The following is a 26425-nucleotide window of genomic DNA, read 5'->3' on the forward strand; positions in this document are numbered from 1 at the left end:
CCGGCGATCTGCAACGTTTCCGTGACGAATCTGTGCAACGCCACCTGCGACTTCTGCAATTTCGCCCATGACAAGGGCTTCGTGACGCATCGCCGCTCTCTCGACGCCGCGCGGTTCGAGGCGGCGCTGGGGCGGCTGCGCGAGCAGGCCGGGGTGCGCTTCGTCACCTTCATGGGCGGCGAGCCGCTGCTGCATCCGAAGATCCTCGACATGGTCCGCACCGCGACGGCCATGGGGGTGCAGCCGACGCTCGTGACCAATGGCTGGCTGCTGCCGCCGAAGGCGGAGGCGCTGGCGGAGGCCGGCATCACCACGCTGTTCATCTCGATCGACGCGGCCGAGGCCGAGGTGCACGAGAAGAACCGCGGCCTGAAGGGCGTCTGCAAGCGCATCCGGGAAGCCACGGGCATCCTGCAGGCGCGCGGCGTGACGGTGATCGCCTCGGTCGCCATGACGCGGCTGGTGAAGGATTACGACGCGCTGGCGCGCTTCGTGCAGTCGCTCGGCTTCTCGGCCATCACCTTCTCCTATCCGCGCAAGGCGGCGCTCGGCTCCAACTCCCTGGTCTGGTCGGAGGACAGCGATCTCGTCGACATGTCGAAGGAGGAGCTGCTGGCCGCCTTCGACGGCGCCGAGGCGGCGCGCGCCATCATCCCGGTGCACAACCCGCGCGCCGGCATCGCCGACATGCGGCGCCGGCTCTCCGGCCAGGGCGAGCGCTTCGTCTGCCATGCCGGCTACAAGTATTTCTACATGGACTGGAATTACGACCTCTGGCGCTGCGAGGACTGGGCGACGCCGCTCTCCTCGGTCTGGGACTTCACGCCGGAGAAGATGGTGCGGGATGGCTGCCAGGCCTGCACCACCGATTGCTACCGCGATGCCAGCATCATGCTGCATTTCCCGGTGGCGATCGGCGACGCCTTCGCGCGGATGCGCGAGGGGCGGCCCTTCAAGGCGCTCGCCGCGCTCGCCGACCGCCGCAATGCCGGCTCGGTCGGCGCCGTGATCGGCCATGGCAGCCGGCTGGCGCGGCTGGCCGGCGCGGGCTGACGGGGAGGGTCGCGATGCCCGCCGTCATCCGCAAGCTGGTTACCCTCCTCGACGAGACCCGGCGGGAGATGCGCCGCGACCTGCCGCGGCCGGTGCGGCGGGCCGTGGCCTGCGCGGTGATCGAGAATCCCTTCGCCGGCCGCTACGAGGAAGATCTCGGCCTGCTGGTCGAGCAGGGCGCGGAACTCGGGGCGCTGCTGGCGGCGCGGGCCATCGCCGCCCTCGGCATCCCCGGCGAGCAGGTGGAGAGCTTCGGCAAGGCCGCCGTGGTGGGCGAGGCGGGGGAGCTCGAGCACGCGGCGGCGCTGCTGCATCCGAAGATGGGCGCCCCGGTCCGGGCCGCGCTCGGCAAGGGGCCGGCCCTCATTCCCTCGGCCAAGAAGTCGGGCGGGCCGGGCACCGCGATCGACGTGCCGCTCGGGCACAAGGATGCCGCCTTCGTGCGCAGCCATTTCGATGCCATCGAGGCACGGGTGCCGGATGCCCCGCGCGCGGACGAGATCCTGCTCTGCCTGGCGCTGACCGATGGCGGGCGACCCTGGCCGCGGATCGGCGGCCTCGGCAAGGCGGAGATCGAGGGGCGCGACGGGTTGCGCTGACGGGCAGGGCCACGCGGCCCGCGCGAACCCGGCGCCGCCGCGACGGCGCTCGCAGGGTTTCGTCGGGTCGCGGGGCCCGCGGCCGGGGCTGAAGCCCCTGCACTCCCTTGCATTTCGGCCAACGGCCAGCCATACCTTGCCGCAACGACGGACGGTGTCCCGAGCCTGCTGCCGCGCCAGGATGGCGCCGGGGTGGCGGGACACGCCAGAAACCGCTCAACCGCATTCCGGAGCTCTGCACCGAACGGGGGCGTGGCGTCCGGGATGCCCAGACCTGCCGCAACGGGGAGAACGATCCGGGTGTCTGACACCATCCTGGAAACCGAAGGGCTGACCAAGGAATTCATGGGATTCGTCGCCGTCGGCGACGTGTCCCTGAAGATCCGTCGCGGCAGCATCCATGGCCTGATCGGCCCGAATGGTGCCGGCAAGACGACATGCTTCAACCTTCTAACCAAATTCCTGCAGCCGACGCGGGGCCGCATCCAGTATGACGGGCGCGACATCACCGGCATGAAGCCGGCCGAGGTGGCGCGTCTCGGCCTGGTGCGGAGCTTCCAGATCTCGGCGGTCTTCCCGCACCTGACGGTGCTGGAGAATGTCCGCGTCGCCCTGCAGCGGCAGCGCGGCGGCAGCTTCGACTTCTGGCGTTCCGACACGCTGCTGAGGCAGTACGACGACCGCGCCCGGGCGCTGCTCGGCGATGTCGGGCTGACCGGCTACGAGAGCCTGCCGGCAGGCGAGCTGCCCTATGGGCGCAAGCGGGCGCTCGAGATCGCCACGACCCTGGCGATGGAGCCGCAGATGATGCTGCTCGACGAGCCGACCGCCGGCATGACGCATGAGGATGTCGACCGCATCGTGGCGCTGGTGAAGCGCGTCGCGGTCGGGCGGACCGTGCTGCTGGTCGAGCACAACCTGAAGGTGGTCTCCGGCCTTTGCGACCGCATCACCGTGCTGACGCGCGGGCGGGTGCTGGCCGAGGGGGACTACCAGACCGTGGCCAGGAATCCGGACGTCATCGCGGCCTATCTGGGGACCGAGGCGCATACCGTGACCGAGGGAGTGCCGGTCTGATGTCGGCAACGCTGGAAGCCGCCCGTCCCGCCGCCGCGGGGCAGGCCATGCTGGAGGTGAAGGGGCTCGAGGCCTGGTACGGCGAGAGCCACATCCTGCATGGCGTCGGGCTCGAGATCCGCTCGGGCGAGGTGGTGACCCTGCTCGGCCGCAACGGCGCGGGCAAGACGACGACGCTGCGCGCCATCATGGGGCTGGTCGGCCGGCGGACCGGCAGCATCCGCTTCGACGGCCGGGAGGTGATCGGCGCCCGCTCGGACCAGATCGCCCGCGCCGGCATCGGCTACTGCCCCGAGGAGCGGGGCATCTTCGCCAGCCTGACGGTCACCGAGAACCTGCTGCTGCCGCCGGTCGTGCAGCCGGGCGGGCTCGATCTCGACACCATCTACGCGCTCTTCCCGAACCTCAAGGAGCGCGCCAACAGCCCGGGCACCAAGCTGTCCGGCGGCGAGCAGCAGATGCTGGCGATCGCCCGCATCCTGCGCACCGGCGCCAAGCTGCTGCTGCTCGACGAGCCTTCCGAGGGGCTGGCGCCGGTCATCGTGCAGCAGATCGGCCGCACCATCCGCGAGCTGAAGCAGCGCGGCTTCACGGTGCTGCTGGTCGAGCAGAATTTCCGTTTCGCCCAGACCGTGGCCGACCGCCACTACGTCATGGAGCACGGCCAGGTGGTCGACACGGTGGCGAATGCCGACCTCGCCGCCTCGATGGACCGGCTGCACGAATATCTGGGTGTCTGACAGGGGGCGCGGCCGCCGCGCCCGAGCCGCCGCAGGGAGAAGACCGGACGATGCTGACTGACCGCCGCGGCCTGCTGGCCGGTGCCGCCGCCCTCGGTGTCTCGCCGCTCCTCGGCCGCAGGGCCGGGGCGCAGGCGGGCCCGACGCTGAAGATCGGCGTGCTGAACGACCAGTCGGGGGTCTATCGCGACATCTCCGGCCCCACCTCCGTCGCCTGCGTCCGCCAGGCGGTGCAGGATGCCGGCAGCCGCGGCTTCCAGGTGGAGATCCTCAGCGCCGACCACCAGAACAAGCCGGATGTCGGCTCGAACATCGCGCGCCAGTGGATCGACCGCGACGGCGTCGACGTGATCGTCGACGTGCCGAACAGCGCCGTGGCGCTGGCGGTGAACGGCGTCGTCCGCGAGAAGAACAAGGTCTACCTCAACAGCACCGCGGCGACCGCCGATCTCACCGGCCCGCAATGCTCGCCGAACACGGTGCACTGGACCTACGACACCTGGATGCTGGCGCGCTCGACCGGCGGCGCCATGGTGAAGGCCGGCGGCGACAGCTGGTTCTTCCTGACCGCCGACTACGCCTTCGGCCATGCGCTGGAGCGCGACACCACGGCCTTCATCAAGGCGCAGAACGGCCATGTGGTGGGCGCGGTCCGGCATCCGCTGAGCAACACGGACTTCTCCTCCTTCCTCGTGCAGGCCCAGGCCTCCCGCGCCAAGGTCATCGGCCTCGCCAATGCCGGCACCGACACGGTGAACGCGGTGAAGCAGGCGGCGGAGTTCGGCCTGACCCGGCGCGGCACCAAGCTCGCCGTGCTGCTGATGTTCATCAACGACGTGCATGGACTCGGGCTGCAGGCGGCGCAGGGCCTGGTCTGCACCGAGACCTTCTACTGGGACCTCAACGACCGCACGCGCGCCTTCACGGCCAAGGTGAAGCCGCACCTGGCCGGCAACATGCCGGCGATGTCGCATGCCGGCTGCTACGCCGCGGTCCTGCACTACCTGAAGGCGGTCGGCGACATGGGGGCGGCGCAGGCCAAGGCCTCGGGCGCCGAGGCGGTGGCCCGGATGAAGGCGATGCCGACCGATGACGACTGCTTCGGCAAGGGCAGCATCCGGGCGGATGGGCGCAAGATCCACCCCTCCTACCTGTTCGAGGTGAAGACCCCGGCCGAGAGCAAGGCCCCCTGGGATTACTACAAGCTGCTTCAGACGACGCCGGCGGAGGAGGCCTTCCGGCCGCTCGCCGAGGGGGGCTGCCCGCTCGTCAAGAGCTGAGCCTCCGGGGCCTGCCGCGGGGCGAGGCCGCGGGGAAGAAGAAGCGCCGGGGCCAACCCGGCGCAGCAGGGATGAAGGGAGCGACGGGATGGAGCTGGGACGAAGAGGGCTTCTGGCCACGGTGTCGGCCGCCGGCATGGCGACCGCGCTGCCGCGGCTGTCGCGTGCGCAGGCGGCGAACACCATCCGCATCGGCGTCATGACCGACATGTCCGGCACCTACCGCGACAATACCGGGCCTGGCTCCGTGGCCTGCACCCAGCAGGCCGTGGCCGAGTTCGGCAGCCGCGGCTTCCCCGTCGAGGTGCTGGTGGCCGACCACCAGAACAAGCCCGATATCGGCGTCAACCTGGCGCGGCAATGGTACGACCAGGGCGTCGACGTCATCCTCGACATCCCGACCAGCTCGGTCGGCCTGGCCGTGCAGAACGTGGCGCGCGAGAAGAACAAGATCGCGCTCAATGTCGGTTCCGCCACCTCGGATCTCACGGGCGCGCAATGCAGCCCGACCGGCATCCACTGGGCCTACGACACCTATCAGCTCGCGCGCTCGACCGGCGGCGCAACGGTGAAGGCCGGCGGCGACAGTTGGTTCTTCATCACTGCCGACTACGCCTTCGGCCATGCGCTGGAGCGCGACGCCAGCAATTTCGTCCGCGCGGCCGGCGGCAAGGTGCTCGGCACGGTGCGCACGCCCTTCCCGGCGACCAGCGATTTCTCCTCCTTCCTGGTGCAGGCGCAGGCGGCGAAGCCGAAGGTGATCGGCCTGGCCAATGCCGGGCTCGACACGATCAACTGCGTGAAGCAGGCGGCGGAGTTCGGCATCACCCGGCGCGGCATCAAGCTCGCCTCGCTGCTGCTCTTCATCACCGACGTGCACAGCATCGGGCTGCAGACGGGGCAGGGGCTGGTCTGCTCCGAGACTTTCTACTGGGACCTCAACGACCGGACCCGCGCCTTCACCAGGCGCGTGCTGCCGAAGATGCCGAACCTGCACCCCAATTGCATCCATGCCGGCTGCTACTCGGCGGCGCTGCATTTCCTGAAGGCGGTGGCCGATATGGGCGTGCCGGCGGCCAAGGCCTCCGGCGCCGACATCGTGGCGCGGATGAAGGCGATGCCCACCGAGGACGATGCCTTCGGCGCCGGCCGGATCCGCGAGGACGGGCGCAAGCTCTGTCCGTCCTACCTGCTCGAGGTGAAGGCGCCGGAGGAGAGCAAGGCGCCCTGGGACTACTACAAGGTGTTGCAGACGACGCCGGCGGAGGAGGCCTTCCGGCCGCTCGCCGATGGCAAGTGCCCGCTCGTCAAGAGTTAGCGCGAGGCATGGCCGCATCCGGGCAGGGCGCCCGGCGGCCTGGTAGGGAGAGGTTCGCATGACGCTTACCCGCCGCGGATTCGTCGCCGCTTCGGTTGGTACCACCCTGATGCCGGCCCTGCCGCGGCTCGCGCGCGCGCAGGCGGCCAACACCATCCGGATCGGCGTGCTCAACGACCAGTCCGGCTCCTATCGCGACATCAGCGGCCCCTACGGCATCCAGTGCACCCATCAGGCGGTGCAGGAGTTCGGCAACAAGGGCTTCAATGTCGAGGTCGTCACCGCGGACCACCAGAACAAGCCGGATGTGGGCGCCAACATCGCCCGGCAATGGTACGACCAGGGCGTCGACCTCATCATCGACGTGCCGACCAGCTCCGTCGGCCTCGCGGTGAACAACGTCGCGCGCGAGAAGAACAAGCCCTACATCAACACCGGCTCCGCGACCTCGGACCTCACCGGCGCCCAGTGCACGCCGGTGACCATCGCCTGGATGTACGACACCTACATGCTGGCGAAGTCGACCGGCGGCGCCATGGTCAAGGCCGGCGGCGACAGCTGGTACTTCATCACCGCCGACTACGCCTTCGGCCATGCGCTGGAGCGCGACACCACCGGCTTCATCAAGGCCGCCGGCGGCAAGGTGCTCGGCAGCGTGAAATATCCCTTCCCGGCGACGTCGGACTTCTCCTCCTTCCTGTTGCAGGCGAAATCCTCGCGCGCGAAGGTCATCGGCCTCGCCAATGCCGGCGCCGACACGGTGAACAGCATCAAGCAGGCAGCCGAGTTCGGCCTGATGAAGGGCGGCGTCAAGCTCGCGGCGCTGCTGATGTTCATCCCCGACGTGCATGCGCTCGGCCTCGAGACGGCGCAGGGGCTGGTGCTGACCGAGAGCTTCTACTGGGACCTCAACGACCGCACCCGCGCGGTGACGGAGCGGCTGAAGCCGCGGCTGAAGGATGTGAAGCCGAACATGGCCTCCATCGCCAACTATTCCTGCACGCTGCACTACCTGAAGGCCGTGGCGGATATGGGCGTGGCGGCGGCCAAGGGCTCCGGCGTCGATGTCGTCAACCGCATGAAGGCGATGCCGACCGATGACGACGCCTTCGGCCCCGGCAAGATCCGCGAGGACGGGCGCAAGCTCTGCCCCTCCTACCTGTTCGAGGTGAAGACCCCGGCGGAGAGCAAGGCCCCCTGGGACTACTACAAGCTGCTGCAGACGACGCCGGCGGAGGAGGCCTTCCGGCCGCTGAACGAAGGCGGCTGCAACCTCGTCAAGTCCTAGGCCAGGGGAAGGGGAGGGACCGGGCATGTCGATGAACCGACGCGGAGTGCTGGCGGCCGGCGCCGCCACGGCGCTGGGCGGCCTGCCGCGGGCACGGGCGCAGGACGGCCGGGTGATCCGCATCGGCGTGATGAACGACATGTCCGGTCCCTACCGGGACGCCGCGGGGCCGGGCAGCGTGGCGCTGACCCAGCAGGCGGTGCAGGATTTCGGCAGCCGCGGCTTCGCCGTCGAGGTGCTGCAGGCCGACCACCAGAACAAGCCCGATCTCGGCGCCAGCATCGCGCGGCAATGGTTCGACCAGGGCGTGGATGTCGTGGCGGACCTGCCGACCTCATCCGTGGCCCTGGCGGTGAACCAGATCGCGCGGGAGAAGAACAAGGTCCATCTGAACTCCGGCGCCGCCACCAGCGACCTGACCGGCCCGCACTGCAGCCCGAACACGGTGCATTGGACCTACGACACCTACATGCTGGCGAAATCGACCGGCGCCGCCATCGTCAAATCCGGTGGGACCTCCTGGTTCTTCATCACCGCCGACTACGCCTTCGGCCATGCGCTGGAGCGCGACACCGGCAATTTCGTCCGCGCCCAGGGCGGCAGCGTGGTCGGCAACGCCCGCTATCCCTTCCCGGCGACGACGGATTTCTCCGCCTTCCTGCTGCAGGCGCAGGCGAGCGGGGCCAAGGTGCTCGGCCTGGCCAGCGCCTCGACCGATACGGTCAACGCCATCAAGGGGGCGCGGGAGTTCGGCCTGCAGCGCCGCATGAAGATCGCCGCCCTGCTGATGGGCCTGCCGGACGTGAAGTCGCTCGGCCTCGAGAGCGGGCAGGGGTTGTTGCTGACCGAGCCCTTCTACTGGGACCTGAACGACCGGACCCGGGCGCTGACCCAGCGGGTGCAGGCGAAGAACCAGAACCGCCCGTCGGCCATGGAGCCGGCCGGCTGCTACGGCATGGTGTTCCACTACCTGAAGGCGGTGGCCGATCTGGGCGTGGCGGCGGCCAAGGCCAGCGGCGCCGATGTCGTGGCGCGGATGAAGGCCATGCCGACGGATGACGACGCCTTCGGCCCTGGCCGCATCCGCGCCGACGGGCGCAAGATCCATCCCAGCTACCTGTTCCAGGTGAAGGCGCCGGGCGAATCCCGCGGCCCCTGGGATCTCTACACGCTGGTCGCCACCACCCCGGCGGAGGAAGCCTTCCGCCCGCTCGCCGAGGGCAATTGCCCGCTGGTGAAGACCTGACATGGCGGCGGCAGCGCTTCCGCCGACCCGCCCCGCCGCTCCCGCCTGGCCGGTCGCCGCGCGCACCGGACCAACCATCGAGAACTGAGGACCGAGACGACCCGCCATGGACGACATATTCGGCATTCCCGCGCCACTGCTGTTCGGGCAGCTCCTGCTTGGGCTGATCAACGGCGCCTTCTACGCGATGCTGTCGCTGGGCCTGGCGGTGATCTTCGGCCTGCTCAACATCGTCAACATGGCGCATGGCGCGCAATTCATGATGGGCGCCTTCGCCGCCTGGATGCTGCTCGCCTGGGGCGGCATCGGCTACTGGTGGGCGCTGCTGCTGGCGCCGATCATCGTCGGCATCACCGGGGTGATCCTGGAGAAGCTGTTCATCAGCCGGCTCTACAAGCTCGATCACCTCTACGGGCTGTTGCTGACCTTCGGCCTGGCGCTGATCATCGAGGGCGTGTTCCGCAACGAGTTCGGCTCCTCGGGCCTGCCCTACCGGATCCCGCCCGAGCTCAGCGGCGCCTGGGATCTCGGCTTCATGTTCATGCCGGTCTATCGCGGCTGGGTAGTGGTCGCGGCGCTCATCCTCTGCCTCACCACCTGGCTGGTGATCGAGAAGACGCGGCTCGGCGCCTATCTCCGGGCCGCCACGGAGAACGCGGCGCTGGTGCAGGCCTTCGGCGTGAACGTGCCGCGGATGGTGACGCTCACCTACGGCGCCGGCGTGGCGCTGGCCGCGGTCGGCGGCGTGCTGGCGGCGCCGATCTACTCGGTGAACCCGCAGATGGGCTCGAACCTGATCATCGTCGTCTTCGCGGTGGTGGTCATCGGCGGCATGGGCTCCATCCTCGGCTCGATCCTCACCGGCTTCGCGCTCGGCATCGTCGAGGGCCTGACCAAGGTCTTCTGGCCCGAGGCCTCCGCCACCGTCATCTTCGTCATCATGGCGATCGTGCTGCTCGCGCGTCCCGCCGGCCTCTTCGGGAGGGCCTGACATGGCCGACACCACCTCCATCACCGCCGGCGCGCTCCCGGATGCGGTCCAGGAATCGAGCGGCGCCTGGGGCTTCTCCCGGGCGCAGCTCGTCGCCCTGGCGATCCTGCTCGTCTTCCTCGGGGTGGCGCCCTTCGTGCTCTACCCCGTCTTCCTGATGAAGCTCTATTGCTTCGCCCTCTTCGCCTGCGCCTTCAACCTGCTGATCGGCTATGTCGGCCTGCTCAGCTTCGGCCATGCCGCCTATTTCGGCATGGGCGGCTACCTCGCCGGCTATGCCGCCAAGGCCTGGGGGATCAGCCCGGAGATCTCCATCCTCATCGGCGGGGCGACGGCCGGGCTGCTCGGCGTGGTGGCGGGGTGGATCGCCATCCGCCGGCAGGGCATCTACTTCGCGATGATCACCCTGGCCCTCGCGCAGATGGTCTATTTCTTCTGCGTCCAGGCCCCCTTCACCGGCGGCGAGGACGGCATCCAGGCGATCCCCCGCGGCAACCTCTTCGGCGTCGTCCCGCTCGACCGCGACATGGCGATGTACTGGGTGGTCGCCGCGGTCTTCCTGGCCGGCTTCCTCCTCGTGCATCGCATCATCCATTCGCCCTATGGCCAGGTGCTGAAGGCGATCCGGGAGAACGAGCCGCGCGCTACCTCGCTCGGCTACCGCACGGATGACTACAAGCTCCTTGCCTTCATCCTCTCCGCCACGCTGGCCGGGGTGGCCGGGGCGACCAAGTCGATCGTCTTCGGCATCGCCACCCTGACGGACGTGCACTGGTCGATGTCGGGCGAGGTGGTGCTGATGACCCTGGTCGGCGGACTCGGCACCGTCTTCGGGCCGGTGGTCGGCGCCGCGGTCATCGTCACCATGCAGAACTACCTCGCCGAGATGGGCGCCTGGGTCACAGTCATCCAGGGCGTCATCTTCGTCACCTGCGTGCTCGCCTTCCGGCGCGGCCTGATCGGCGAGCTGGCGGCGCTGCTGAAGGTGAAGCTGTAACCTCGCCGGGCGGGCGGAGAGGCTGGCTCCGCCCGCATCGCCCTCCCCCTGCGGCGAGGCTCAGCCCAGCCAGCGGAGCAGATGCGCGACCACCTGCTCGGGCTGTTCCTGCTGCACCCAATGGCCGGCGCCCTCGATCAGCTGCACCTCGCTCATCCGGGTGCAGGCGATCTCCCGCATCCGCCGCAGCGCGCCCGGCACTTGCTCCGTCCCCCAGTCGCTGGCCCCGGCCAGGAAGATCGAGGGGATGTCGATGGTCCGCCCGGCGAAGATCTGGGCCTCCGCCTCGAAGCGGCCCGTGGTGCGGCAGCGGTACCAGTTGAGCCCGCCCTGGAAGCCGGTGCGGGCATATTCGCCGGCATAGACGGCGAGATCCTGCTCCGGCAGCCAGCGGCAGGCGGCGATCGCTGCGGTATCGGGCCGCTCGGGCCGCACCGTCTCGGCCATGCCCTTGCCGAGATCCATGATGTAGTAGGTCGGCATCTGCGCCAGCGCCTCGGCCGTCCAGCCAGCGAGCGGGAAGGGCCGGTTGCCCGGCCAGTCGGCGCTCTTCACGTGGTAATAGGCGCGCAGGAAGGCATGCACGCCCTCCGGGCAATGCCACATCTCGGCATCGGCCCCCGGCTCCGAATAGTACCATTGGTAATGCTTGCGCGGCCGCGGCAGGGCGGCCAGCGCGGCATGGATATCGGGGGCCGGCGCGCGCGCCGGCGTCTCCTCCGGCAGGGCGGGCGGCCCGGCGAAGGGGGCGCTCATCAGCGCGACGCGGCGGAACACGTCCGGGCGGACCAGCGCGCACCAGGCGGCCACCGGCGAGCCGAAATCATGGCCGATCACCGCCTCGACATGCCCATAGCCCAGCGCCGCCACCAGCCCGAGCTGGTCGCGCACGAGGTTCAGCATGCGAAAGGGCGCCAGATCGGCCTCGTAGCTCGTGTCGCAGCCGGTGGTGCGGCCATAGCCGCGCTGGTCGGGGGCGACGACATGGAAGCCGGCGGCCGCCAGCGCCGGCATCACCCGGCGCCAGGACCAGGCGAGTTCGGGGAATCCGTGCAGCAGCAGCAGGCAGGGCTGGCCCGCTCGCCCCGCCTCGAGGACATGCACCGACAGCCCGTTGATGCCCGGGATGATGCGGGCGCGGATGCCGGGCGGCAGCACGCCCGGCTCGAGGGGCGGAAGCGTGGACATTGTCTCCTCCGGATGGGTTTGCGCGCAGTGTAGCGCGGGTTGCGTCCGGCCGAAGCGGCGCGGTGCCCGGGCGAGAGCGGGATCGCCTGAGGCGGGCGCACCGAAGGCGTGGATCACGCGATCAAACAACGGCCTGGACCATGGTCCGCGAACCGGGGTGAGCGGATCGTGGTCTGGACCCCGATCGGGTGGACTCACCTGATCGGGTGAAGATGCTCTGAAAACAAAAGCCTAGGCCGCCGGGCTGCCCGCCCAGATGTTCGGCAGGGTGTCATTGGCATAGCCGGAGACGAAGGCCTGTGCCGCGCCGGTCTCGGGATCGAAGCTGCGGCGCCGGATCGCGCCGATATTCCCGCCATAGCAATGGATGCTGATGCTGACCTCCGGCGCCGCATTCTCGACGGTGTGGATGTCGTAGGTGGCCTGGCTGACCGTCGCCACCTCGCCCGGCCGCAGGCTGTCCCGCCGCCCCGGCCGCGGCGGCGTCCCCGCGGGCCCGAGCCGGTACTCGGTCGAGACCTCCGCGCCGCGGAGCTGGCCGACCAGCCCCCAGACACCATGGTCATGGATGGGCGTCCGCTGCCCCTTCCCCCAGACGAAGCTGACCAGGCTGAAGCGCTCGAACGGATCGCAATGCAGCAGGTACTGGCGGTAGCGCGGGCCCGCCTCGGCGAAGGCCGGCGGCAGCCAGTCCGCCGTGGCGACCAGCTGGCGGAGCAGAGAGGCACCCTGGGAAAGGCAGGCCTCGGCGCCCCCGGCCTCCACCAGCCGCGTCATGTCCTGGATGAAACGGCGCAACCGGATGGTTCCCATGGCCCTGGCCTCCCTGTGCGGCGGCGAACCTTAGCCGGCCGCGCGTGTTGCCCGTTTGCGGAGGCGCAAGATGACCGATGATCCCGAGCTGCTCTTCCTGGCCGATGACGGCACGATTCCCAACAATCCGCGATTGCCGGTCCTGCTCTTCCGTGCGGCGGTGCCGGCCGGCGACCCCGGGCCGGTCGAGGACCTTTTCGCCCGGCATGGCTGGCCGCCGGCCTGGCGGAACGGCATCTACCCCTATCACCACTACCACCCGGATGCGCATGAGGCGCTGGCGATCATCCGGGGCGATGTCCGGGTGATGCTGGGCGGCGAGGCGGGGCAGGCCCTGGACCTGACGGCCGGCGACGTGGTCGTGCTGCCGGCCGGCACAGGGCACCGCAATCTCGGCGCCAGCGGCGATCTGCTGGTGGTCGGGGCCTACCCGCCGGGGCAGTCGCCCACGGAATACCGCGGCCGCCCGGGCGAGCACGCGGAGGCCGTGCCGCAGATCACGCAGCTCCCCGACCCGCCCTGCGAGCCGGTGCGTGGCGGCGCTTGGCCGCTCTAGAGCATTTCCCGTTCAATCTGGTTCACGGCAAAGCTCTAGATTGTTGTTTTTAGAGCATCTTCACCTGATCAGGTGAGTCCACCTGATCGGGATCTGCTCTAGACCAAGAGCCGTTCACCCGGGTTCACGGACCATGGTCTAGCGTGTTGTTGTATCGCGTGCGTCACGCCTTCGGTGTTTCCGCCTCAGGCGATCACGCTCTGGAGCATTTCCGCTCACCCGCCGTCGCGGCAAATGCGCCAGCCTGGTGGTTTCCGAGCACCGTCACCCGTTCGAGCGTCTTCACCCGGACGGGAAATGCTTTCGCAAAGGGAAGCGCGGGACGCGCCCTGTGCGACGATCCCGATGGCGCTGTGCCCCGTCAGGAGGGATGATCCCGGGATGGCGGCCAGGCAGGGCCCGCCTTGCCGGGGGAATGAGGATGTCGCAGCGCGGTCTGGGCCGTGATGCAAGGGACGTGGCTTGCCCATGAGCGCGCTGGGCCTGGCCGCGATCGCCCTCGGCCTCAGCCTCCTGGCGTCGTTGCTCGGCCTGTGGCTGCGCTCGGTCCTGCCGGCGCATCACCTGGAAGCCGAATCGCGGGAGGCGATGCACCTCGTGCTGGCGCTGGTCGCCAGCATGGCGGCGCTGGTGCTGGGCCTGCTGGTCAACACGGCGCAGGGCGTCTACCGCAACCAGGGGGAAAACCTGCTCGCCCTGGCGGCCGATCTCGTCACCCTCGATCGCGTGCTGTTGCGCTACGGCCCGGCGGCGCAGGAGGTCCGCCTGGTGCTGCGGCAGGATGTGCGGGCCGAGTTCGGGGTCATCATGACCGCCGATGGCGTCCGCTCGGCATTGATGCTGCCCGCGGCCGAGCAGAACCTGCTGGAGCCGCTGAACGAAGCCCTGCGGCGGCTGCAGCCCGGGACCCAGGCGCAGCGGCATGATCTCGACCTCGCCCTGGACCTCGCCGAGGCGATCACGCGCACCCGCACGCTGATGGCGGCCCGGCAGGAGAGCGCCCTGCCGGGCCCCTTCCTCGGCGTGCTGCTCTTCTGGCTGACGATCCTGTTCCTCGGCTTCGGCCTGCTGGCCCGGCCCAACCCCACCGTCGCGGCGTCGATGCTGATCGGCGCCCTCGCCGTCGCCAGCGCGCTCTTCCTCATCATCGAGCTCGATCGGCCCTTCGATGGGCTGATGCATCTGTCGAATGCGCCCCTGCAGGCGGCGCTGCGGGCGATCGACCCCCGTTAGAGCAGATCCTGTCCGGCGGCGATCTGCCCCAGGCCTAGCCCCTGGCCGTGCCGCATCCGCCATGGGAGGCTCCATGGCTAAGGGAGGCAGCGGCATGAGCGACCTGTTCGAGATCATCCACGGCACGCGGGCGATGCGGCGGCTGAAGCCGGACCCGGTGCCGGACGAGTTGATCCTGCGCATCCTCCGCGCCGGCACCGCCGCGGCGAATGGCGGCAACACCCAGCGCTGGCGCTTCCTGGTGCTGAAGGATCCGGCCCGCAAGCGCGCCGTGCAGGCCTGGTACAAGCGGGCCTATGACGAGGTGATCGGCCCGCGCTATGCGAACAGCCCGCCGCCGCCCGGGGCGGATGCGGCGAAATACGCCCGCCAGCACCGCGCCGTCGAATACCTGACCGAGCATTTCCACGAGGCGCCGGTCTGGATCGTCGCCTGCCTGCTGGAGGAGAAGCCGACGCGCTGGTCCGGCGCCTCCATCTATCCGGCGGTGCAGAACATGCTGCTCGCCGCCCGGGCGCTCGGATTGGGCTCGACGCTGACCACCCGGCATCTGCTGTTCGAGGCGGAGGCCGAGGCGGCGCTCGGCCTGCCGCCCGGCGTGCATAGCTACGCCATCCTGCCGATCGGCTGGCCGATGGGGAAATTCGGCCCGGTCGGCCGCGGGCCGCTGGACGAGATCACCTATCTCGACAATTGGGGCGAGCCCTGGCAGGCGGCGCGGGAGGGCTGAACCGCCGCCGCCGGGCCGGCCGGGGATGCGGGCGCATCCCCGGCCGATGCGTCAGGCGGCCGCGCCGACCAGCACCACGCGGCCGGTGATCTGGCCGTTCTTCAGCCGGTTGAGCACCGCATCGGCATTCTTCTGCGGCTGTTTCTCGACCGGAATCGCCGGGATCTGGCCCTTCTTGGCGATGTCGATCAGCGCCCGCAGCTCCTTGACGTTGCCGACATAGCTGCCCTGGATGGTGATGGCGCGGATCGGCATCAGCGGCAGCGGGATCTGCATCTCGCCGCCGAAGAGGCCCACCTGCACCAGCTTGCCGCCCTTGCGCAGCGCGTCGAAGGCGAAGCGCGCCGTCTGGGTGCCGTTGACCAGGTCGATCACGCCGGCCACCGGCCCGCCGCAGGCCTCGACGATGCGCTGCGTCGTGCCCTCGTTGCTCGCCAGCACGGTCTCGGTCGCGCCCTGCTCCTTCGCCGCGTCGAGCTTCTTCTGGTCGACATCGACGACGCAGATGCGCTTGTGGCCAAGCGCCTTCAGAATGGCGATGGCGTTCAGCCCGAGGCCGCCCGCGCCGACGAGCACGATCGGCTCGTTCGGCTCGATCGGCATCAGCTTGTTGATCGCCGAGTAGACGGTGATGCCGGAGCAGGCATAGGTCGCGGCCAGCGCCGGATCCACGCCCTCGATATCGACCAGATGCTTCACATGCGTCGCCAGTACATGCGTCGCATAGCCGCCATTCTGGTAGACGCCGAGGCTGCGCGGCGTCAGGCACATATTCTCCTCGTCCTTCTGGCAGACCGCGCATTTGCCGCAGCCGACCCAGGGATAGACGACGCGGAGATCGCCGACCTTGGTGCCCTGGCCGGCGGCATCGGGGCCGAGCTTGACCACCCGGCCGACGATCTCATGGCCCATCGCCAGCGGCAGCACCACGCCGCGATCGGTCAGGCGCATCTTGCCGCGCGAGCCGAGATCGTACTCGCCCTCCCAGATATGCAGGTCGGAATGGCAGACGCCGGCATGGGTGACCTCGAGCAGGACCTCGGCGCCCTTCGGCTCCGGCGTCGGCATCTCGATCTCCTGCAACGGCTTGCCGGTCTCGACGACGGCCCAGGCACGCATGGCGTTCTCTCCCGCAAGGACTAAGGGCGCGCATGGGACAACCGCCGGCCCCGGCGGTCAAGGCGTGCCGGGAAGGGCGGCAGCGCCTAATCCGCCGTGATGCCGCGCTCCCGCACCACCTGGCCCCAGAGGGCGATCTGCCGGTCGAGGAAGGCGCCGAATTCCGCGGGGGTGGAGGCGACGACATCGACGCCCTGGCCCTCCTCCAGCCGCTGGCGCAGCCCTGGCTCGGCGAGGGCGGCGGCGAGCGCCGCATGGAATCGGCCGAGGATCGGCGCCGGCACGCCCGCCGGCCCGAGCATGCCCCAGAAGGCCTCCGCCGCGACGCCCGGGAAGCCCGCCTCGGCGAAGCTCGGCAGATCCGGCAGGCCGGCGGCGCGGCGCGCCCCGCTCTGCACCAGCGGCCGCAGCCGGGTCCCGACCTGCCCGCCAAGGCCGACGCGCGAGGCGATGACGAGATCGACCTCGCCCGCCGCCGCGGCGGCGGCGAGCGGCCCGCCGCCGCGATAGGGCACATGCACCAGCCGAAGCCCGGCCTCGCGCTGCCAGACCTCCATGGTGAGATGGGCGAGGCTGCCGGCGCCGACTGTACCGTAGGTGAGGCTGTTGGGCCTGGCGCGCGCCGCCGCGACGACCTCGGCGAGTCGGGTCCAGGGGCGCCCGACCGGCGTCGCCAGCAGCATCGGCGCCGTCGCCACCAGCATCACCGGCGCGAAGTCGCGCCGCGCATCGAAGCCGGCCTGCGGGTTCAGCGCGTTGATCGTCGCATGGCTGTCGAAGACCAGCACCCATGTCTGGCCGTCCGGCGCCGCGCGCGCCGCCGCCGCGGTGCCAAGCGCGCCGGCGGCACCCGAGCGGTTCTCCACCACCACCGGCACGCCGAGGCCCGCCTGCAGCGACGGCGCGAGGAGCCGGAGGATGGTGTCGACGCTGCCGCCGGGCGGGAAGGGGGCGATGAGGCGGATCGGCCCGGTGGGCCAGGCCTCGGCACTCCCCGATGCGGCCGGCAAGGCCGCCGCGGCGGGGAGGGCGAGGAGGCCGCGGCGGCGCACCGGCCTCAGCCGGGGCGGGCGCCGGCGGTGCTGCCGCCGCTGGCCCGCGCCGCCAGCAGGGCGCGGCGGATCTCCGCCTCCGCCTTCTCCAGCTCCTTGGTCGCGCTAGCCCGCTGCGCCTGGGCGTCCTGGGCGATGCGCAGGCTGTCCTCGATGGTGGCGACCAGCGAGGCATTCGCCTTCTTCACCGCCTCGATGTCGAAGACGCCGCGCTCGAGCTGCACCCGCGCCTCGGCATTGCCCTGGCGCAGCCGCTCGGCATTGCCGACCAGCAGGTCGTTGGTCAGGTCGGTCGCCTCCTTCAGCGTGCGCCCGGCCTCGCGCATGGTCTGGATGGCGAGCGCCTGGGCGAGCTGCTGCCGCCAAAGCGGCACGGTGTTGGCGATGACGCTCTGGATCTTGGCGGCGAGCGCCTTGTCGTTCTCCTGGATCAGCCGGATGGAGGGCAGGGCCTGCATCGCCACCTGCCGGGTCAGCCGCAGGTCGTGCACCCGCCGCTCCAGCTCGTCGCGGGCGCTGCGCAGGTCGCGCAGCCGCTGCGCCGCGACGCTGTCGCCATTCTCCACCTCCCGCGCCATGGCGGGGACCGCCTCCTCGTCGACCCGCCGCAGCACCGTCTCGCCGGCGGCGATGTGGTCGCCGAGGGCGTGGAACCAGTCGAGCGTGGCGCGGTAGAGCCGCTCCAGCTTCTCCACATCCTCGAGCAGCCGGGTGCGGTGGCTGTCCAGCCGGTCGCCGACCTCCTCCACCTGGCCCTTGATGGTCTCGTAGCGCTGCACGACCTTGGCCGTCTCGGTGCCGGCCTTGTTGAAGATGCGCGCGAAGAAGCCGGGCTTCTCGGCCAGGCCGCGCATGTCGAAGCCGCGCAGCGTGCCGAGCAGGGTCGAGAGGGTGACGCCGGCCTCGCCGGCCTCGCGGTTGCGGGCCCCCTCCAGCATGGCATCGGCAGCCAATGTCGCGCGGTTCTGCGCATCCTGGCCGAAGCGGAGGATGCTGCCGGGATCGGCGATGTCGATGCGGGCGGCGAGCGCCTGCACCTCCGCCTCGCGCCCCTCGGGCACCGTCTGCAGCGCCGCCTCCAGCGCCTCGGGGGTGATGTCGCGCAGCGGGGTCTGCGCCGTCCGTGTCTCGCGGCCGCTCATCGGTAGCCTTCCTCACGCAAGCGGTCCGAGAGGACCTTCACCTGGATCTCCAGCGCCTCGCTTTCCTCGCGCGACAGGCGCTGCCGCAGCTCGCCGGCGGTCTGGGTCAGCTCGTCGAGCAGCCCGGGCAGGGTCTCGGGCGGCGCCGCGCCCGCCTCCAGCCGCTGCACGATCCGGTCCAGCCCGTCGAGCTGCACGGTGAGGAAGCGGCGGGCCATCGGCAGACGGTCCGGCCGCTGGACGAGGTCGTCCAGCACCCCGCCCATCGCCGCCGCGACGCCCTGCAGCCGCCAGTCGCCGCGCCGCTGCGCCACCGTCTCGATGCGCGCCAGCCGGCCGCGGCTCTCCTCGATCAGGGCTGGCGGCGCGGCGGGCGGCACGGGCTCCGGCACCGGCTCGGGCGGCGGCGGGGGAGGCGGCGCCTCGGGCAGCGCGGTATAGGTGAGCCGGGTGCCGTAGAGGGCGCCGGCGGCCATCACGAAGGGGAAGATCGTGCCCATGCCGGCGGCCATATGCGCCGCCAGGCCGGTGCCGGCGGCCATGATCCAGGCGGCGCGGTTGGCGTCGCCCAGCCGGCCGCGGCGCAGCACCCGCGTCGCCAGCAGGCTGGCCCCGAAGCCGAGCAGGGAGCCGGTGACGATCCGGTTGTCGCCGCCGAGCGCGGCGATGAGCGCGGCGGCCAGCAGGGGCGAGGCGACGATCGGCAGCGCATAGCCACGCAGGCGGGTGCGCAGCCCGATCCAGCCGGCGAGCAGGTCGCGGAGCATCAGTCGAACAGGCTGGCGATGGCGCGGAACAGCGCGATCATGCCGGTCAGCCAGAGGGTCGCGGTCAGCAGCGCGCTGCCCCACGCCCAGACGAGCGGGGTATGCAGCGCCGGCGGCGACGAGGCGCCCGACGGAGTGGCCCTGGTGGGCTCCTGCCACGGCCCTGCCCCCGGGGGGGCGGCGTTCAGGGGAGGCGCGTTGCGCGTGTCCATTGCGCGGCGTTACATCGCGTGAAGCGGGCGGCGGATCAAGCGGCGTCCCCGTAACGATGCCTTTGTAACGATGCATGACAGGCGGGAGCGCAGCATGGACAAGGTGGCCGTGGTGGGGGCGGGGCTCATCGGCCGCGCCTGGGCGATGGTCTTCGCGCGTGCCGGGCTCGCCGTCTCGCTCTGGGACAAGGCGGAGGGCGTCGCCGACCGCGCCATGGGGCTGATCGGCGCCAGCCTGGCCGACCTCCGGGCCGCCGGGCTGGTGCAGGAGGCGCCCGAGGTAATCGCTGCCCGCATCACCCCCGCCGCGACGCTGGCCGACTGCGTCGCCGGCGCGATCCATGTGCAGGAGAACGGGCCGGAGCGGCTGGCCCCGAAGCAGGACCTCTTCGCCGAGCTCGACCGCCTCTGCCCGCCGGAGGTGCCGCTGGCCAGTTCCACCTCCGGCATCCCGGCGAGCGACTTCACCGGCAACCTGCCCGGCCGCGGCCGCTGCCTCGTCGCGCATCCGGTGAACCCGCCCTATCTCGTGCCGCTGGTCGAGCTGGTCGGCGCGCCCTGGACGGAGCCGGCGGTGGTGGCCCGCACCCGGGCGCTGATGCAGCGCGTCGGCCAGGTGCCGGTGACGGCCTTCAAGGAGACGCCGGGCTTCGTCCTGAACCGGCTGCAGGCGGCGCTGCTGGCGGAGGCCTTCCGCATGGTGCGGGACGGCGTGATGGCGCCCGCGGATATCGATGCCTGCGTCCGGGAAGGGCTCGGCCTGCGCTGGTCCTTCATGGGGCCCTTCGAGACCATCGACCTCAACGCGCCGGGCGGCGTCGAGGACTATGTCGGGCGTTTCGGCCCGCTGATGGGCGGCATCACCGAGGAGCAGACGCCCTACGACTACGACGCGCCGACGGTCGGGCGGGTGACGGCGGAGCGGCGCGCGGCGCTGCCGCTCGACCAGATCGAGGCACGGAGCGCCTGGCGCGACCGGCGCCTGATGGCGCTGATCGCCCACAGGCGCGGCCAGCCGGGCTGAGGCGCGGCGCCGGCCTCAGCGCCGGGCGGCGCTGGCCTGGCTGACGGTCATGTCGGCCAGCGTCTCGAAGGCGGAAGGCCGCGCGCTGACCGGCATCTCGGCGAGCTGCTCGAAGCGCATGCTGCGCTGCATGGGCTGGATGGCGGCGAAGCGGGTCGCCGGCATGTCGTCGGGGCGGTTGTAGATGAAACCGTAGGTGGGATAGGTTTTGCCGAAGCTCGTCGTGTCGTAGCCGAGCTGCACCCGCACCGCCGACCAGTCATTCGCCTCGGAGACGTCGACGACGTTGATGTTGTGCATGATCATGCCCTTGCGGAGGCCGGCGCCCCCCCAATTGGCGTGGTCGATCAGCACGTGGCGCGGGCCGAGGACGCGGCTGACCACGGCGACATGGCCGAGGCGCATGCCGTTGGTGGAGCGGAAGGCCATGATGGACCCCGGCTCCGGGCGCTGGCCGCGATCGTAGCGGCCGGCCGCGTTCGCCCACCAATCGCCGCCATTGCCGCGGATCTGCATGCCGGTGACGTCGCGCGCATAGGGGACGCAGGAAATGCCGCCGACGCTGGCCAGGCTGGCACTGCCGCGACGGGCGGCGCGATGCGCCTTGTGGGCATGCTTCTGCGACGTGGCGACGGCGTGCGGGTGGCGCTTCGCGGCATGGCCGGCCGGCCGGCCCGTGCTGGCGGCATCGGCGGAATTTATTACGATACTAAAACCAAAAGCCACGCACACTGCCAGGGTCGTGTCCACGACGCGCATATTGCCTGCCCCCGTTCTTACCCCTGCCGCAACGACGCCGGCGACGCCCGGTGCTTTGAGCGCACCTTGACCTCACGCCTCACGGAGCCATCACGGTCTTTCGGGTAACAAGCGGTCACGGAACCGACAATGCGGTGCAGTGAAACACATCGAAATGGCGTTTGATTTGTCAGATCAGCGCTTGCCTTGAGCAGCGCAAAGGGACTGATGTCCTAAAAATACGAGGATTGAAAACGTCTGCAACAGTGTGGCGACAGGATTGCAACGGTAGCGCGGCAGCAGATCGGCCACGGCATGCGGGGAATATCGAGCCGAGTCATGCACCTTCCAGGCGTTCCTGCCTGGAAGGTGCAACAGGCCAGCCTCAGCGGCAGGCCGTGACCATGATTTCCACCAGATGGCGCGAATCCGCCATGTTGGCCTCGACGCAGGCCCGCGCCGGACGGCCGGCATCGCCGAGCCAGGACACCCAGACCTTGTTCATCGCGTCGCGGTCGGTGATGTGCTTCACCCAGATCTGCGCCGTCAGCAGGCGGGTCTTGTCGGTGCCGTTGTTCTCCAGCGCCCGGTCGATCTTGGCGACCACCTCCTCGGTCTGGCCGGTGATGTCCTTCGAGAGGTCATCGGCGGTGATGCCGGCGAGGAAGACGAAGTTGTGGTACTCGACCGAGGTCGAGAGGATGGCATTGCTGCCCTGGCGGTTGATCTTGGACATCGGCGGGGCCTCTCCGTTGCGGGAGAGGCGGTTCTAGACCGGAAAGCCGGTGGCGTCAGCCGGGGGCGCCGGCGAGAACCAGCCCGTGGCCGTCCGGGTCGCGCAGCAGGCGCGCCGCGCCGGGGGCGGGATCGTCCGGCGCGCCGGTGGGCACCAGCCGCAGCCGCGTCGCGGCCAGATCCGTCTCGCGCAGATCCACCGGGCGCGGCCGTGGGCGCAGCGCCGGCGCATAGCCGAGCAGCTCGAGATGCGGCGGGGCCGCGGCGGGGCGCAGCGCCGTCACCGTGGCCTCGGCGCCCGGCAGGCCGTCCAGCCGCGCCTGCTCCGGCCCGGCATTGGCGCTGCCGCCGGCGACGGCGAAGCCGAGCGCGGCATAGAAGGCGATGCTGGCCGCGCTGTCCGAGACCGCGATGGCCGAATGGTCGATGCCGAGGCACGGGCCGCCAGGCGCGCCGCGCCAGGCCGGCGGCCAGCGGTCCGCCGGGAATTCCAGCAGCTCCAGCGGATGCCCCTCGGGATCGCGGAACTTGAAGGCGGTGACGCCGCCGGAGCTGGCCGGCAGGCGCTGCGGCCCATCGACCGAGATCGGGTTCCAGCCCGGCTGGCGCAGCAGCTGCGCATAGGCGGCGCGCATATCGGCGACGACGATCGCCATGTGCTGGAACCAGAGATCGCAGCTCCGGCTATCGACGGGGTAGGGGCGGCCGGGCGGGTCGGCGGCCCAGAGCTCGATGGCCTGCGCGCCGAGGCGGAGGCGCTGCAGCGTGCCCTGGCCGGGCAGGCCGGTCAGGCGCCTGATGGCCGCGCCGGCCAGCGCCGGCCCCTCCGGGCGGCAGCCGAAGGCCGCCTCGTAGAACGCCGCGAGACGCGCCACGCAGCCGGTGCTGAGGCCGATCGCGGCGATCCGCCAGCCGCTGCGCGCCGCCTCCGCGCTCAGGGCCATTGCGCGCCGCGGCGATTGAGGAAGATGGCATAGAGGCTGTGCGAGGCGGCGATGAACAACCGGTTCCTCGCCGGGCCGCCGAAGGTGAGGTTGGAGACGCGGTGCGGCACCAGGACCTTGCCGAGCAGCCCTCCCTCCGGGCTGATGCAGTGCACGCCATCGGCGGCGCTCGACCAGAGATTGCCGTCCTCGTCCACCCGCATCCCGTCGCAATAGCCGGGCGAGACCGTGTGGAAGACCTCGCCGCCCGACAGGCGCCGCCCGTCCAGCGCGACGTCGAAGACGCGGATATGCTGCTTCGGCGCCTCGCCGGTCTGGTCGCCCGTCTCGGCCACATAGAGGCGGCGCTCGTCGGGCGAGAAGGCGAGGCCGTTCGGCCCGTCGAAATCCCCGGCCATGCAGCGGATCTCGCCGCTTCCGGGGTCGAGGCGGTAGAGCGCCGGCGGCTGCTCGGACACCTGCCGGCCGCCCTCGTAGTCGGTCTGGATGCCGTAGAGCGGGTCGGAGAACCAGATGCTGCCGTCCGACTTCACCACCACGTCGTTCGGCGCGTTGAGCCGCTTGCCGTCGTGATGCGTGACGAGGCGCGTCACCGTGCCGTCCCATTCGGTGCGGTAGAGGCAGCGCCCGCGATGCGAGCAGGCGATCAGCCGCCCCTGGCGGTCGCGCGTCTGGCCGTTCGCGTAGTCCGACGGGGCGCGGTAGGTGCTGACGCCCCTCTCCTCCGTCCAGCGCATCGTCCGGTTGCGCGGCAGGTCCTGGAACAACAGGCAGTCGGCATCGCCCATCCAGACCGGCCCCTCGACCCAGCGGAAGCCCTCGGCGAGCAACTCGAGCGGCGCATTGTCGAGGACGTAACGCGCGAAGCGCCGGTCGTGGATCTCGAAGCCGTCCATGGCCGCTACCGGAACCGGCAGGGCGTGGCGAGGTCGGGCGGCGCATCCATCTGCACCACCATCAGCACCGCCGGCCCGTCGCCGACCGTGCCGGAGAGATGGCCCTTGCGGCCGTCCCGCTCGCGCGTGCCCTGATCCTCGCCGAAGGAGATCTCGCCCGGGCCCATCTCGACCCGCTGCCCATCCATGGATTCGACGAACCAGCGGCCGGAGAGGGGGATGATCCATTGCGGCCGCGGGTTCTCGTGCCAGGCGCCGACCCAGCCCACCGGCTGCACCGTCACCATCACCGTCATGCCGCCATGCGTCTTCTGCCCCTGCCATTGCGGTGCCGCCGGCGGGTTCATCGAGTGCAGGGCGAACTCGGTCAGGCTGCAGCGGGTCTGCCGGCTGATGCCCTGCGCGTCGGTCCAGAGATGCCAGTAGGGGATGCGTGGCGCGGCGTCGCTCATCTCAGCCTCCGATCGTCCAGGCGGCATAGGGGTGGGAGGAGCCGAAGGGATCGGCCAGGAAGCTCCCGAGCGAGAGCGTGCCCGCGCCGAAGGCCAGCACCAGGAAGCCGCCGGCGAGGGAGACGTTCTTCAGGAAGTCCCAGAACAGGTTCCGCCCCCGGCTCTCGCCGGCCTGCCAGAAATCGCCGGGCTGCCAGAAGCGCTTCCAGAGCAGCGCCGTCGCCACGCAGTAGCCGGCAAGGACCAGCGCGGCGAGCCTGTCGGCGATGCCGGTCAGGATCCCGAGCGGGGCCAGGATCTCGATGCCGAGCCCGCAGAGGATCAGCAGCCGGGCGAGGGCGGCGTTCGGCGCGATCTCGCGCGCCTGTCCGACCGCGCCCTGGAAGTTGAGGATCTTGTCGAGCGCGCTGAAGGGCAGGAACAGGATCACCAGCATCAGCCGGACCCCGAGCGTCACCGCGAAACCAGAGGTCATGCCGCCCTCCGCCGCGCATCGCCGCAAGGCGGGGCGGCCCATTGCATGGCGGCCCTATCGCCGGGGCGGGGCGGCGGTTCCGCGGCCGGGCGGCGCCGTGGCGGAACGGCGGCCGGGCCCCTGGCGTTGGCCGTCCCGCCGGAGCAAGCTGCGAGGGACGGGCCTGCCATGGCAGCCGAACGCTACGACGTGATCATCATCGGCTCCGGCCCCGGCGGCGGCACCATGGCCTGGCGCCTGGCCCAGACCGGCAAGCGGATCCTGCTGCTCGAGCGCGGCGAGTACCTGCGCCGCGAGAAGGAGAATTGGGACAGCCGCGCCGTCTTCCTGGAAGGCCGCTACCAGGCGCCGGAGACCTGGACCAATGCGGCCGGGGACAGCTTCCATCCCGGCCTGCACTATGCCGTCGGCGGCAACAGCAAGGTCTATGGCGCCGTGCTCTTCCGGCTGCGGCTGGAGGATTTCGGCGAGATCCGGCATCCGGATGGCGTCTCGCCCGCCTGGCCGCTCGGCTACGACGTCTTCGAGCCCTACTACCAGGCGGCCGAGGAGCTCTACCAGGTGCACGGGCTGCGCGGCGAGGATCCGACCGAGCCGCCCTGCGCCAAGCCCTACGCGCATCCGCCGGTCTCGCACGAGCCGCGGATGCAGGAGCTCTTCGACGGGCTGAGGCACGAAGGCCACCATCCCTTCCACCTGCCGATCGGCGTGCGGCTGGAGGAGAAGGGAGGCGAGCCGACGCCGCATTCGCCCTGCATCCGCTGCTCCACCTTCGATGGCTTCCCCTGCCTGGTGAACGGCAAGGCGGATGCGCAGGTGATCTGCGTCGACCCGGCGCTGCGAGCGCATCCGAACCTCACCCTGATGACCGGCACCTATGTCGAGCGGCTGCACACGGACCCGCTGGGACGGGTGGTGACCGAGGTCGAGGCCATCCGCGGCGAGGAGCGGCTCCGCTTCGCGGCCGATTGCGTCGTCGTCGCCTGCGGCGCGCTCTCCTCGGCGCTGCTGCTGCTCCGCTCGGCGAGCGACGCGCATCCGGACGGGCTGGCGAACGGCTCCGGCCTCGTCGGGCGGAACTACATGCGGCACAACAATGCGGCGGTGATGGCGATCTCCCGCCGGCCGAACCCGACGCGCTTCCAGAAGACCATCGGCCTGAACGACTTCTATCTCGGCGCGCCCGACTGGGACTACCCGCTCGGCCATATCCAGATGCTCGGCAAGTCGGACGGCGTCCAGATCGAGGCCGAGGGCCTGCCCGATGCCCTGCAATGGCTGCCCACCCGGCCCTTCGACTGGGTGGCGCGGCATTCGGTGGATTTCTGGCTCACCTCCGAGGATCTGCCGCTGCCGGAGAACCGCATCCACTACCGCGACGGCAAGGTGCATCTCGACCTGACCGAGACCAACATGGAGGCGCATCGCCGGCTGCGGGAGAAGCTGCGCGGGCTCTGCGACCGGCTCGACATCCACCCGCATCTGCTCGACCGCCGGCTCTATCTCGGGCGCGACATCCCGATCGGCGGCACCGCACATCAGGCCGGCACGCTGCGCTTCGGCCCCGACCCGGCCGGCGCGGTGCTCGACCTGGACTGCCGGGCGCATGAGCTCGACAACCTCTACGTCACCGATGCGAGCTTCTTCCCCTCGATCGGCGCAGTGAACCCGACGCTCACCATCATCGCCAATGCGCTGCGGGTCGGCGACCGGATCGCCGAGCGGCTGGCGGGAGGCTGAGGCGGCGCTGCGCCGCCGCC

28 protein-coding genes are annotated in these 26425 nt (G+C 70.7%); 15 read left to right on the plus strand and 13 right to left on the minus strand.

Annotation, left to right across the window (positions count from 1 at the left end; translation table 11 throughout):
* Positions 1 to 21 precede the first annotated feature (21 nt).
* From DOO78_RS04575 to DOO78_RS04620, 10 genes are all read left to right on the plus strand, one after another.
* A complete protein-coding gene (locus tag DOO78_RS04575; protein WP_165838716.1) occupies positions 22 to 1053 on the plus strand; it encodes a radical SAM protein in 1032 nt (343 codons plus the stop codon).
* Positions 1054 to 1067: 14 nt separating this feature from the next.
* A complete protein-coding gene (locus tag DOO78_RS04580) occupies positions 1068 to 1652 on the plus strand; it encodes an amino acid synthesis family protein (protein WP_111468537.1) in 585 nt (194 codons plus the stop codon).
* A 300-nt stretch (positions 1653 to 1952) separates the two neighbouring features.
* On the plus strand, positions 1953 to 2729 hold the full coding sequence (locus DOO78_RS04585; protein ID WP_111468538.1) for an ABC transporter ATP-binding protein: 777 nt from the start codon (positions 1953 to 1955) through the stop codon (positions 2727 to 2729).
* A gap of 47 nt (positions 2730 to 2776) precedes the next feature.
* On the plus strand, positions 2777 to 3469 hold the full coding sequence (locus DOO78_RS04590; RefSeq protein WP_111468727.1) for an ABC transporter ATP-binding protein: 693 nt from the start codon (positions 2777 to 2779) through the stop codon (positions 3467 to 3469).
* A 50-nt stretch (positions 3470 to 3519) separates the two neighbouring features.
* On the plus strand, positions 3520 to 4749 hold the full coding sequence (locus tag DOO78_RS04595; protein WP_111468539.1) for an ABC transporter substrate-binding protein: 1230 nt from the start codon (positions 3520 to 3522) through the stop codon (positions 4747 to 4749).
* Between the two features lie 136 nt (positions 4750 to 4885).
* On the plus strand, positions 4886 to 6067 hold the full coding sequence (locus DOO78_RS04600; RefSeq protein WP_341538224.1) for an ABC transporter substrate-binding protein: 1182 nt from the start codon (positions 4886 to 4888) through the stop codon (positions 6065 to 6067).
* Positions 6068 to 6125: 58 nt separating this feature from the next.
* Positions 6126 to 7355, plus strand: a complete 1230-nt coding sequence (locus DOO78_RS04605) for an ABC transporter substrate-binding protein (RefSeq protein ID WP_111468541.1) — start codon at positions 6126 to 6128, stop codon at positions 7353 to 7355.
* A gap of 31 nt (positions 7356 to 7386) precedes the next feature.
* Positions 7387 to 8601, plus strand: coding sequence for an ABC transporter substrate-binding protein (locus DOO78_RS04610; RefSeq protein WP_341538225.1), 1215 nt, complete (start codon positions 7387 to 7389; stop codon positions 8599 to 8601).
* 106 nt (positions 8602 to 8707) lie between these two features.
* Entirely contained in the window at positions 8708 to 9592 is an 885-nt protein-coding gene (locus DOO78_RS04615) for a branched-chain amino acid ABC transporter permease (RefSeq protein ID WP_111468543.1), read from the plus strand.
* Position 9593: 1 nt separating this feature from the next.
* The gene (locus DOO78_RS04620; RefSeq protein ID WP_111468544.1) at positions 9594 to 10589 is read left to right on the plus strand and encodes a branched-chain amino acid ABC transporter permease; all 996 of its coding nucleotides are present in this window, start codon (positions 9594 to 9596) and stop codon (positions 10587 to 10589) included.
* Positions 10590 to 10649: 60 nt separating this feature from the next.
* Here DOO78_RS04620 and DOO78_RS04625 read toward each other — a convergent pair whose 3' ends face one another.
* The gene (locus DOO78_RS04625) at positions 10650 to 11777 is read right to left on the minus strand and encodes an alpha/beta hydrolase (RefSeq protein ID WP_111468545.1); all 1128 of its coding nucleotides are present in this window, start codon (positions 11775 to 11777) and stop codon (positions 10650 to 10652) included.
* 231 nt (positions 11778 to 12008) lie between these two features.
* Positions 12009 to 12590, minus strand: coding sequence for a cysteine dioxygenase family protein (locus DOO78_RS04630; RefSeq protein ID WP_111468546.1), 582 nt, complete (start codon positions 12588 to 12590; stop codon positions 12009 to 12011).
* A 70-nt stretch (positions 12591 to 12660) separates the two neighbouring features.
* Between DOO78_RS04630 and DOO78_RS04635 the strand changes: the two genes are divergently transcribed.
* The 3 genes from DOO78_RS04635 to DOO78_RS04645 all read left to right on the plus strand — a co-directional run bounded on the left by DOO78_RS04635 (position 12661) and on the right by DOO78_RS04645 (position 15109).
* On the plus strand, positions 12661 to 13146 hold the full coding sequence (locus DOO78_RS04635; RefSeq protein ID WP_111468547.1) for a cupin domain-containing protein: 486 nt from the start codon (positions 12661 to 12663) through the stop codon (positions 13144 to 13146).
* Between the two features lie 468 nt (positions 13147 to 13614).
* Positions 13615 to 14379, plus strand: coding sequence for a bestrophin-like domain (locus tag DOO78_RS04640; protein WP_111468548.1), 765 nt, complete (start codon positions 13615 to 13617; stop codon positions 14377 to 14379).
* A gap of 94 nt (positions 14380 to 14473) precedes the next feature.
* Positions 14474 to 15109 (plus strand): nitroreductase family protein, encoded by a 636-nt coding sequence (locus tag DOO78_RS04645; RefSeq protein WP_207802785.1) that lies wholly within the window; start codon positions 14474 to 14476, stop codon positions 15107 to 15109.
* Between the two features lie 51 nt (positions 15110 to 15160).
* Here DOO78_RS04645 and DOO78_RS04650 read toward each other — a convergent pair whose 3' ends face one another.
* The 5 genes from DOO78_RS04650 to DOO78_RS04670 form a co-directional block, all read right to left on the minus strand.
* Positions 15161 to 16228, minus strand: coding sequence for an alcohol dehydrogenase (locus tag DOO78_RS04650; RefSeq protein ID WP_111468550.1), 1068 nt, complete (start codon positions 16226 to 16228; stop codon positions 15161 to 15163).
* A gap of 86 nt (positions 16229 to 16314) precedes the next feature.
* On the minus strand, positions 16315 to 17280 hold the full coding sequence (locus DOO78_RS04655; protein ID WP_165838718.1) for a tripartite tricarboxylate transporter substrate-binding protein: 966 nt from the start codon (positions 17278 to 17280) through the stop codon (positions 16315 to 16317).
* Between the two features lie 5 nt (positions 17281 to 17285).
* Entirely contained in the window at positions 17286 to 18422 is a 1137-nt protein-coding gene (locus DOO78_RS04660) for a toxic anion resistance protein (RefSeq protein ID WP_111468552.1), read from the minus strand.
* Positions 18419 to 19189 (minus strand): hypothetical protein, encoded by a 771-nt coding sequence (locus DOO78_RS04665; protein WP_111468553.1) that lies wholly within the window; start codon positions 19187 to 19189, stop codon positions 18419 to 18421. Before DOO78_RS04665 ends, DOO78_RS04660 begins: the two co-directional genes overlap by 4 nt.
* Positions 19189 to 19401 carry a hypothetical protein gene (locus tag DOO78_RS04670; RefSeq protein ID WP_111468554.1) on the minus strand — a complete coding sequence of 71 codons (213 nt, stop codon included), beginning with the start codon at positions 19399 to 19401 and terminating at the stop codon, positions 19189 to 19191. The genes DOO78_RS04665 and DOO78_RS04670 overlap by 1 nt, the downstream gene beginning before the upstream one ends.
* A 94-nt stretch (positions 19402 to 19495) precedes the next feature.
* Here DOO78_RS04670 and DOO78_RS04675 point away from each other — a divergent pair, with 94 nt between their 5' ends.
* Positions 19496 to 20425, plus strand: coding sequence for a 3-hydroxyacyl-CoA dehydrogenase (locus DOO78_RS04675; protein ID WP_111468555.1), 930 nt, complete (start codon positions 19496 to 19498; stop codon positions 20423 to 20425).
* A 15-nt stretch (positions 20426 to 20440) separates the two neighbouring features.
* On the opposite strand, the gene DOO78_RS04680 is transcribed toward DOO78_RS04675, so the two are convergent.
* The 6 genes from DOO78_RS04680 to DOO78_RS04705 form a co-directional block, all read right to left on the minus strand.
* Positions 20441 to 21184, minus strand: coding sequence for a CHAP domain-containing protein (locus DOO78_RS04680; protein WP_111468556.1), 744 nt, complete (start codon positions 21182 to 21184; stop codon positions 20441 to 20443).
* A 364-nt stretch (positions 21185 to 21548) separates the two neighbouring features.
* Positions 21549 to 21899 (minus strand): RidA family protein, encoded by a 351-nt coding sequence (locus DOO78_RS04685; protein ID WP_111468557.1) that lies wholly within the window; start codon positions 21897 to 21899, stop codon positions 21549 to 21551.
* A gap of 55 nt (positions 21900 to 21954) precedes the next feature.
* The gene (locus tag DOO78_RS04690; RefSeq protein ID WP_111468558.1) at positions 21955 to 22842 is read right to left on the minus strand and encodes a VOC family protein; all 888 of its coding nucleotides are present in this window, start codon (positions 22840 to 22842) and stop codon (positions 21955 to 21957) included.
* The gene (locus DOO78_RS04695; protein ID WP_111468559.1) at positions 22833 to 23738 is read right to left on the minus strand and encodes an SMP-30/gluconolactonase/LRE family protein; all 906 of its coding nucleotides are present in this window, start codon (positions 23736 to 23738) and stop codon (positions 22833 to 22835) included. Before DOO78_RS04695 ends, DOO78_RS04690 begins: the two co-directional genes overlap by 10 nt.
* 5 nt (positions 23739 to 23743) lie before the next feature.
* Positions 23744 to 24190 carry a cupin domain-containing protein gene (locus tag DOO78_RS04700; RefSeq protein WP_111468560.1) on the minus strand — a complete coding sequence of 149 codons (447 nt, stop codon included), beginning with the start codon at positions 24188 to 24190 and terminating at the stop codon, positions 23744 to 23746.
* 1 nt (position 24191) lies between these two features.
* The gene (locus DOO78_RS04705; protein ID WP_111468561.1) at positions 24192 to 24665 is read right to left on the minus strand and encodes a DoxX family protein; all 474 of its coding nucleotides are present in this window, start codon (positions 24663 to 24665) and stop codon (positions 24192 to 24194) included.
* Positions 24666 to 24833: 168 nt separating this feature from the next.
* Here DOO78_RS04705 and DOO78_RS04710 point away from each other — a divergent pair, with 168 nt between their 5' ends.
* Positions 24834 to 26405 (plus strand): GMC oxidoreductase, encoded by a 1572-nt coding sequence (locus DOO78_RS04710; protein ID WP_111468562.1) that lies wholly within the window; start codon positions 24834 to 24836, stop codon positions 26403 to 26405.
* Positions 26406 to 26425: the final 20 nt, after the last annotated feature.

Origin of the sequence: Roseicella frigidaeris, assembly GCF_003258945.1 — a bacterium.
Lineage (GTDB): Bacteria > Pseudomonadota > Alphaproteobacteria > Acetobacterales > Acetobacteraceae > Paracraurococcus > Paracraurococcus frigidaeris.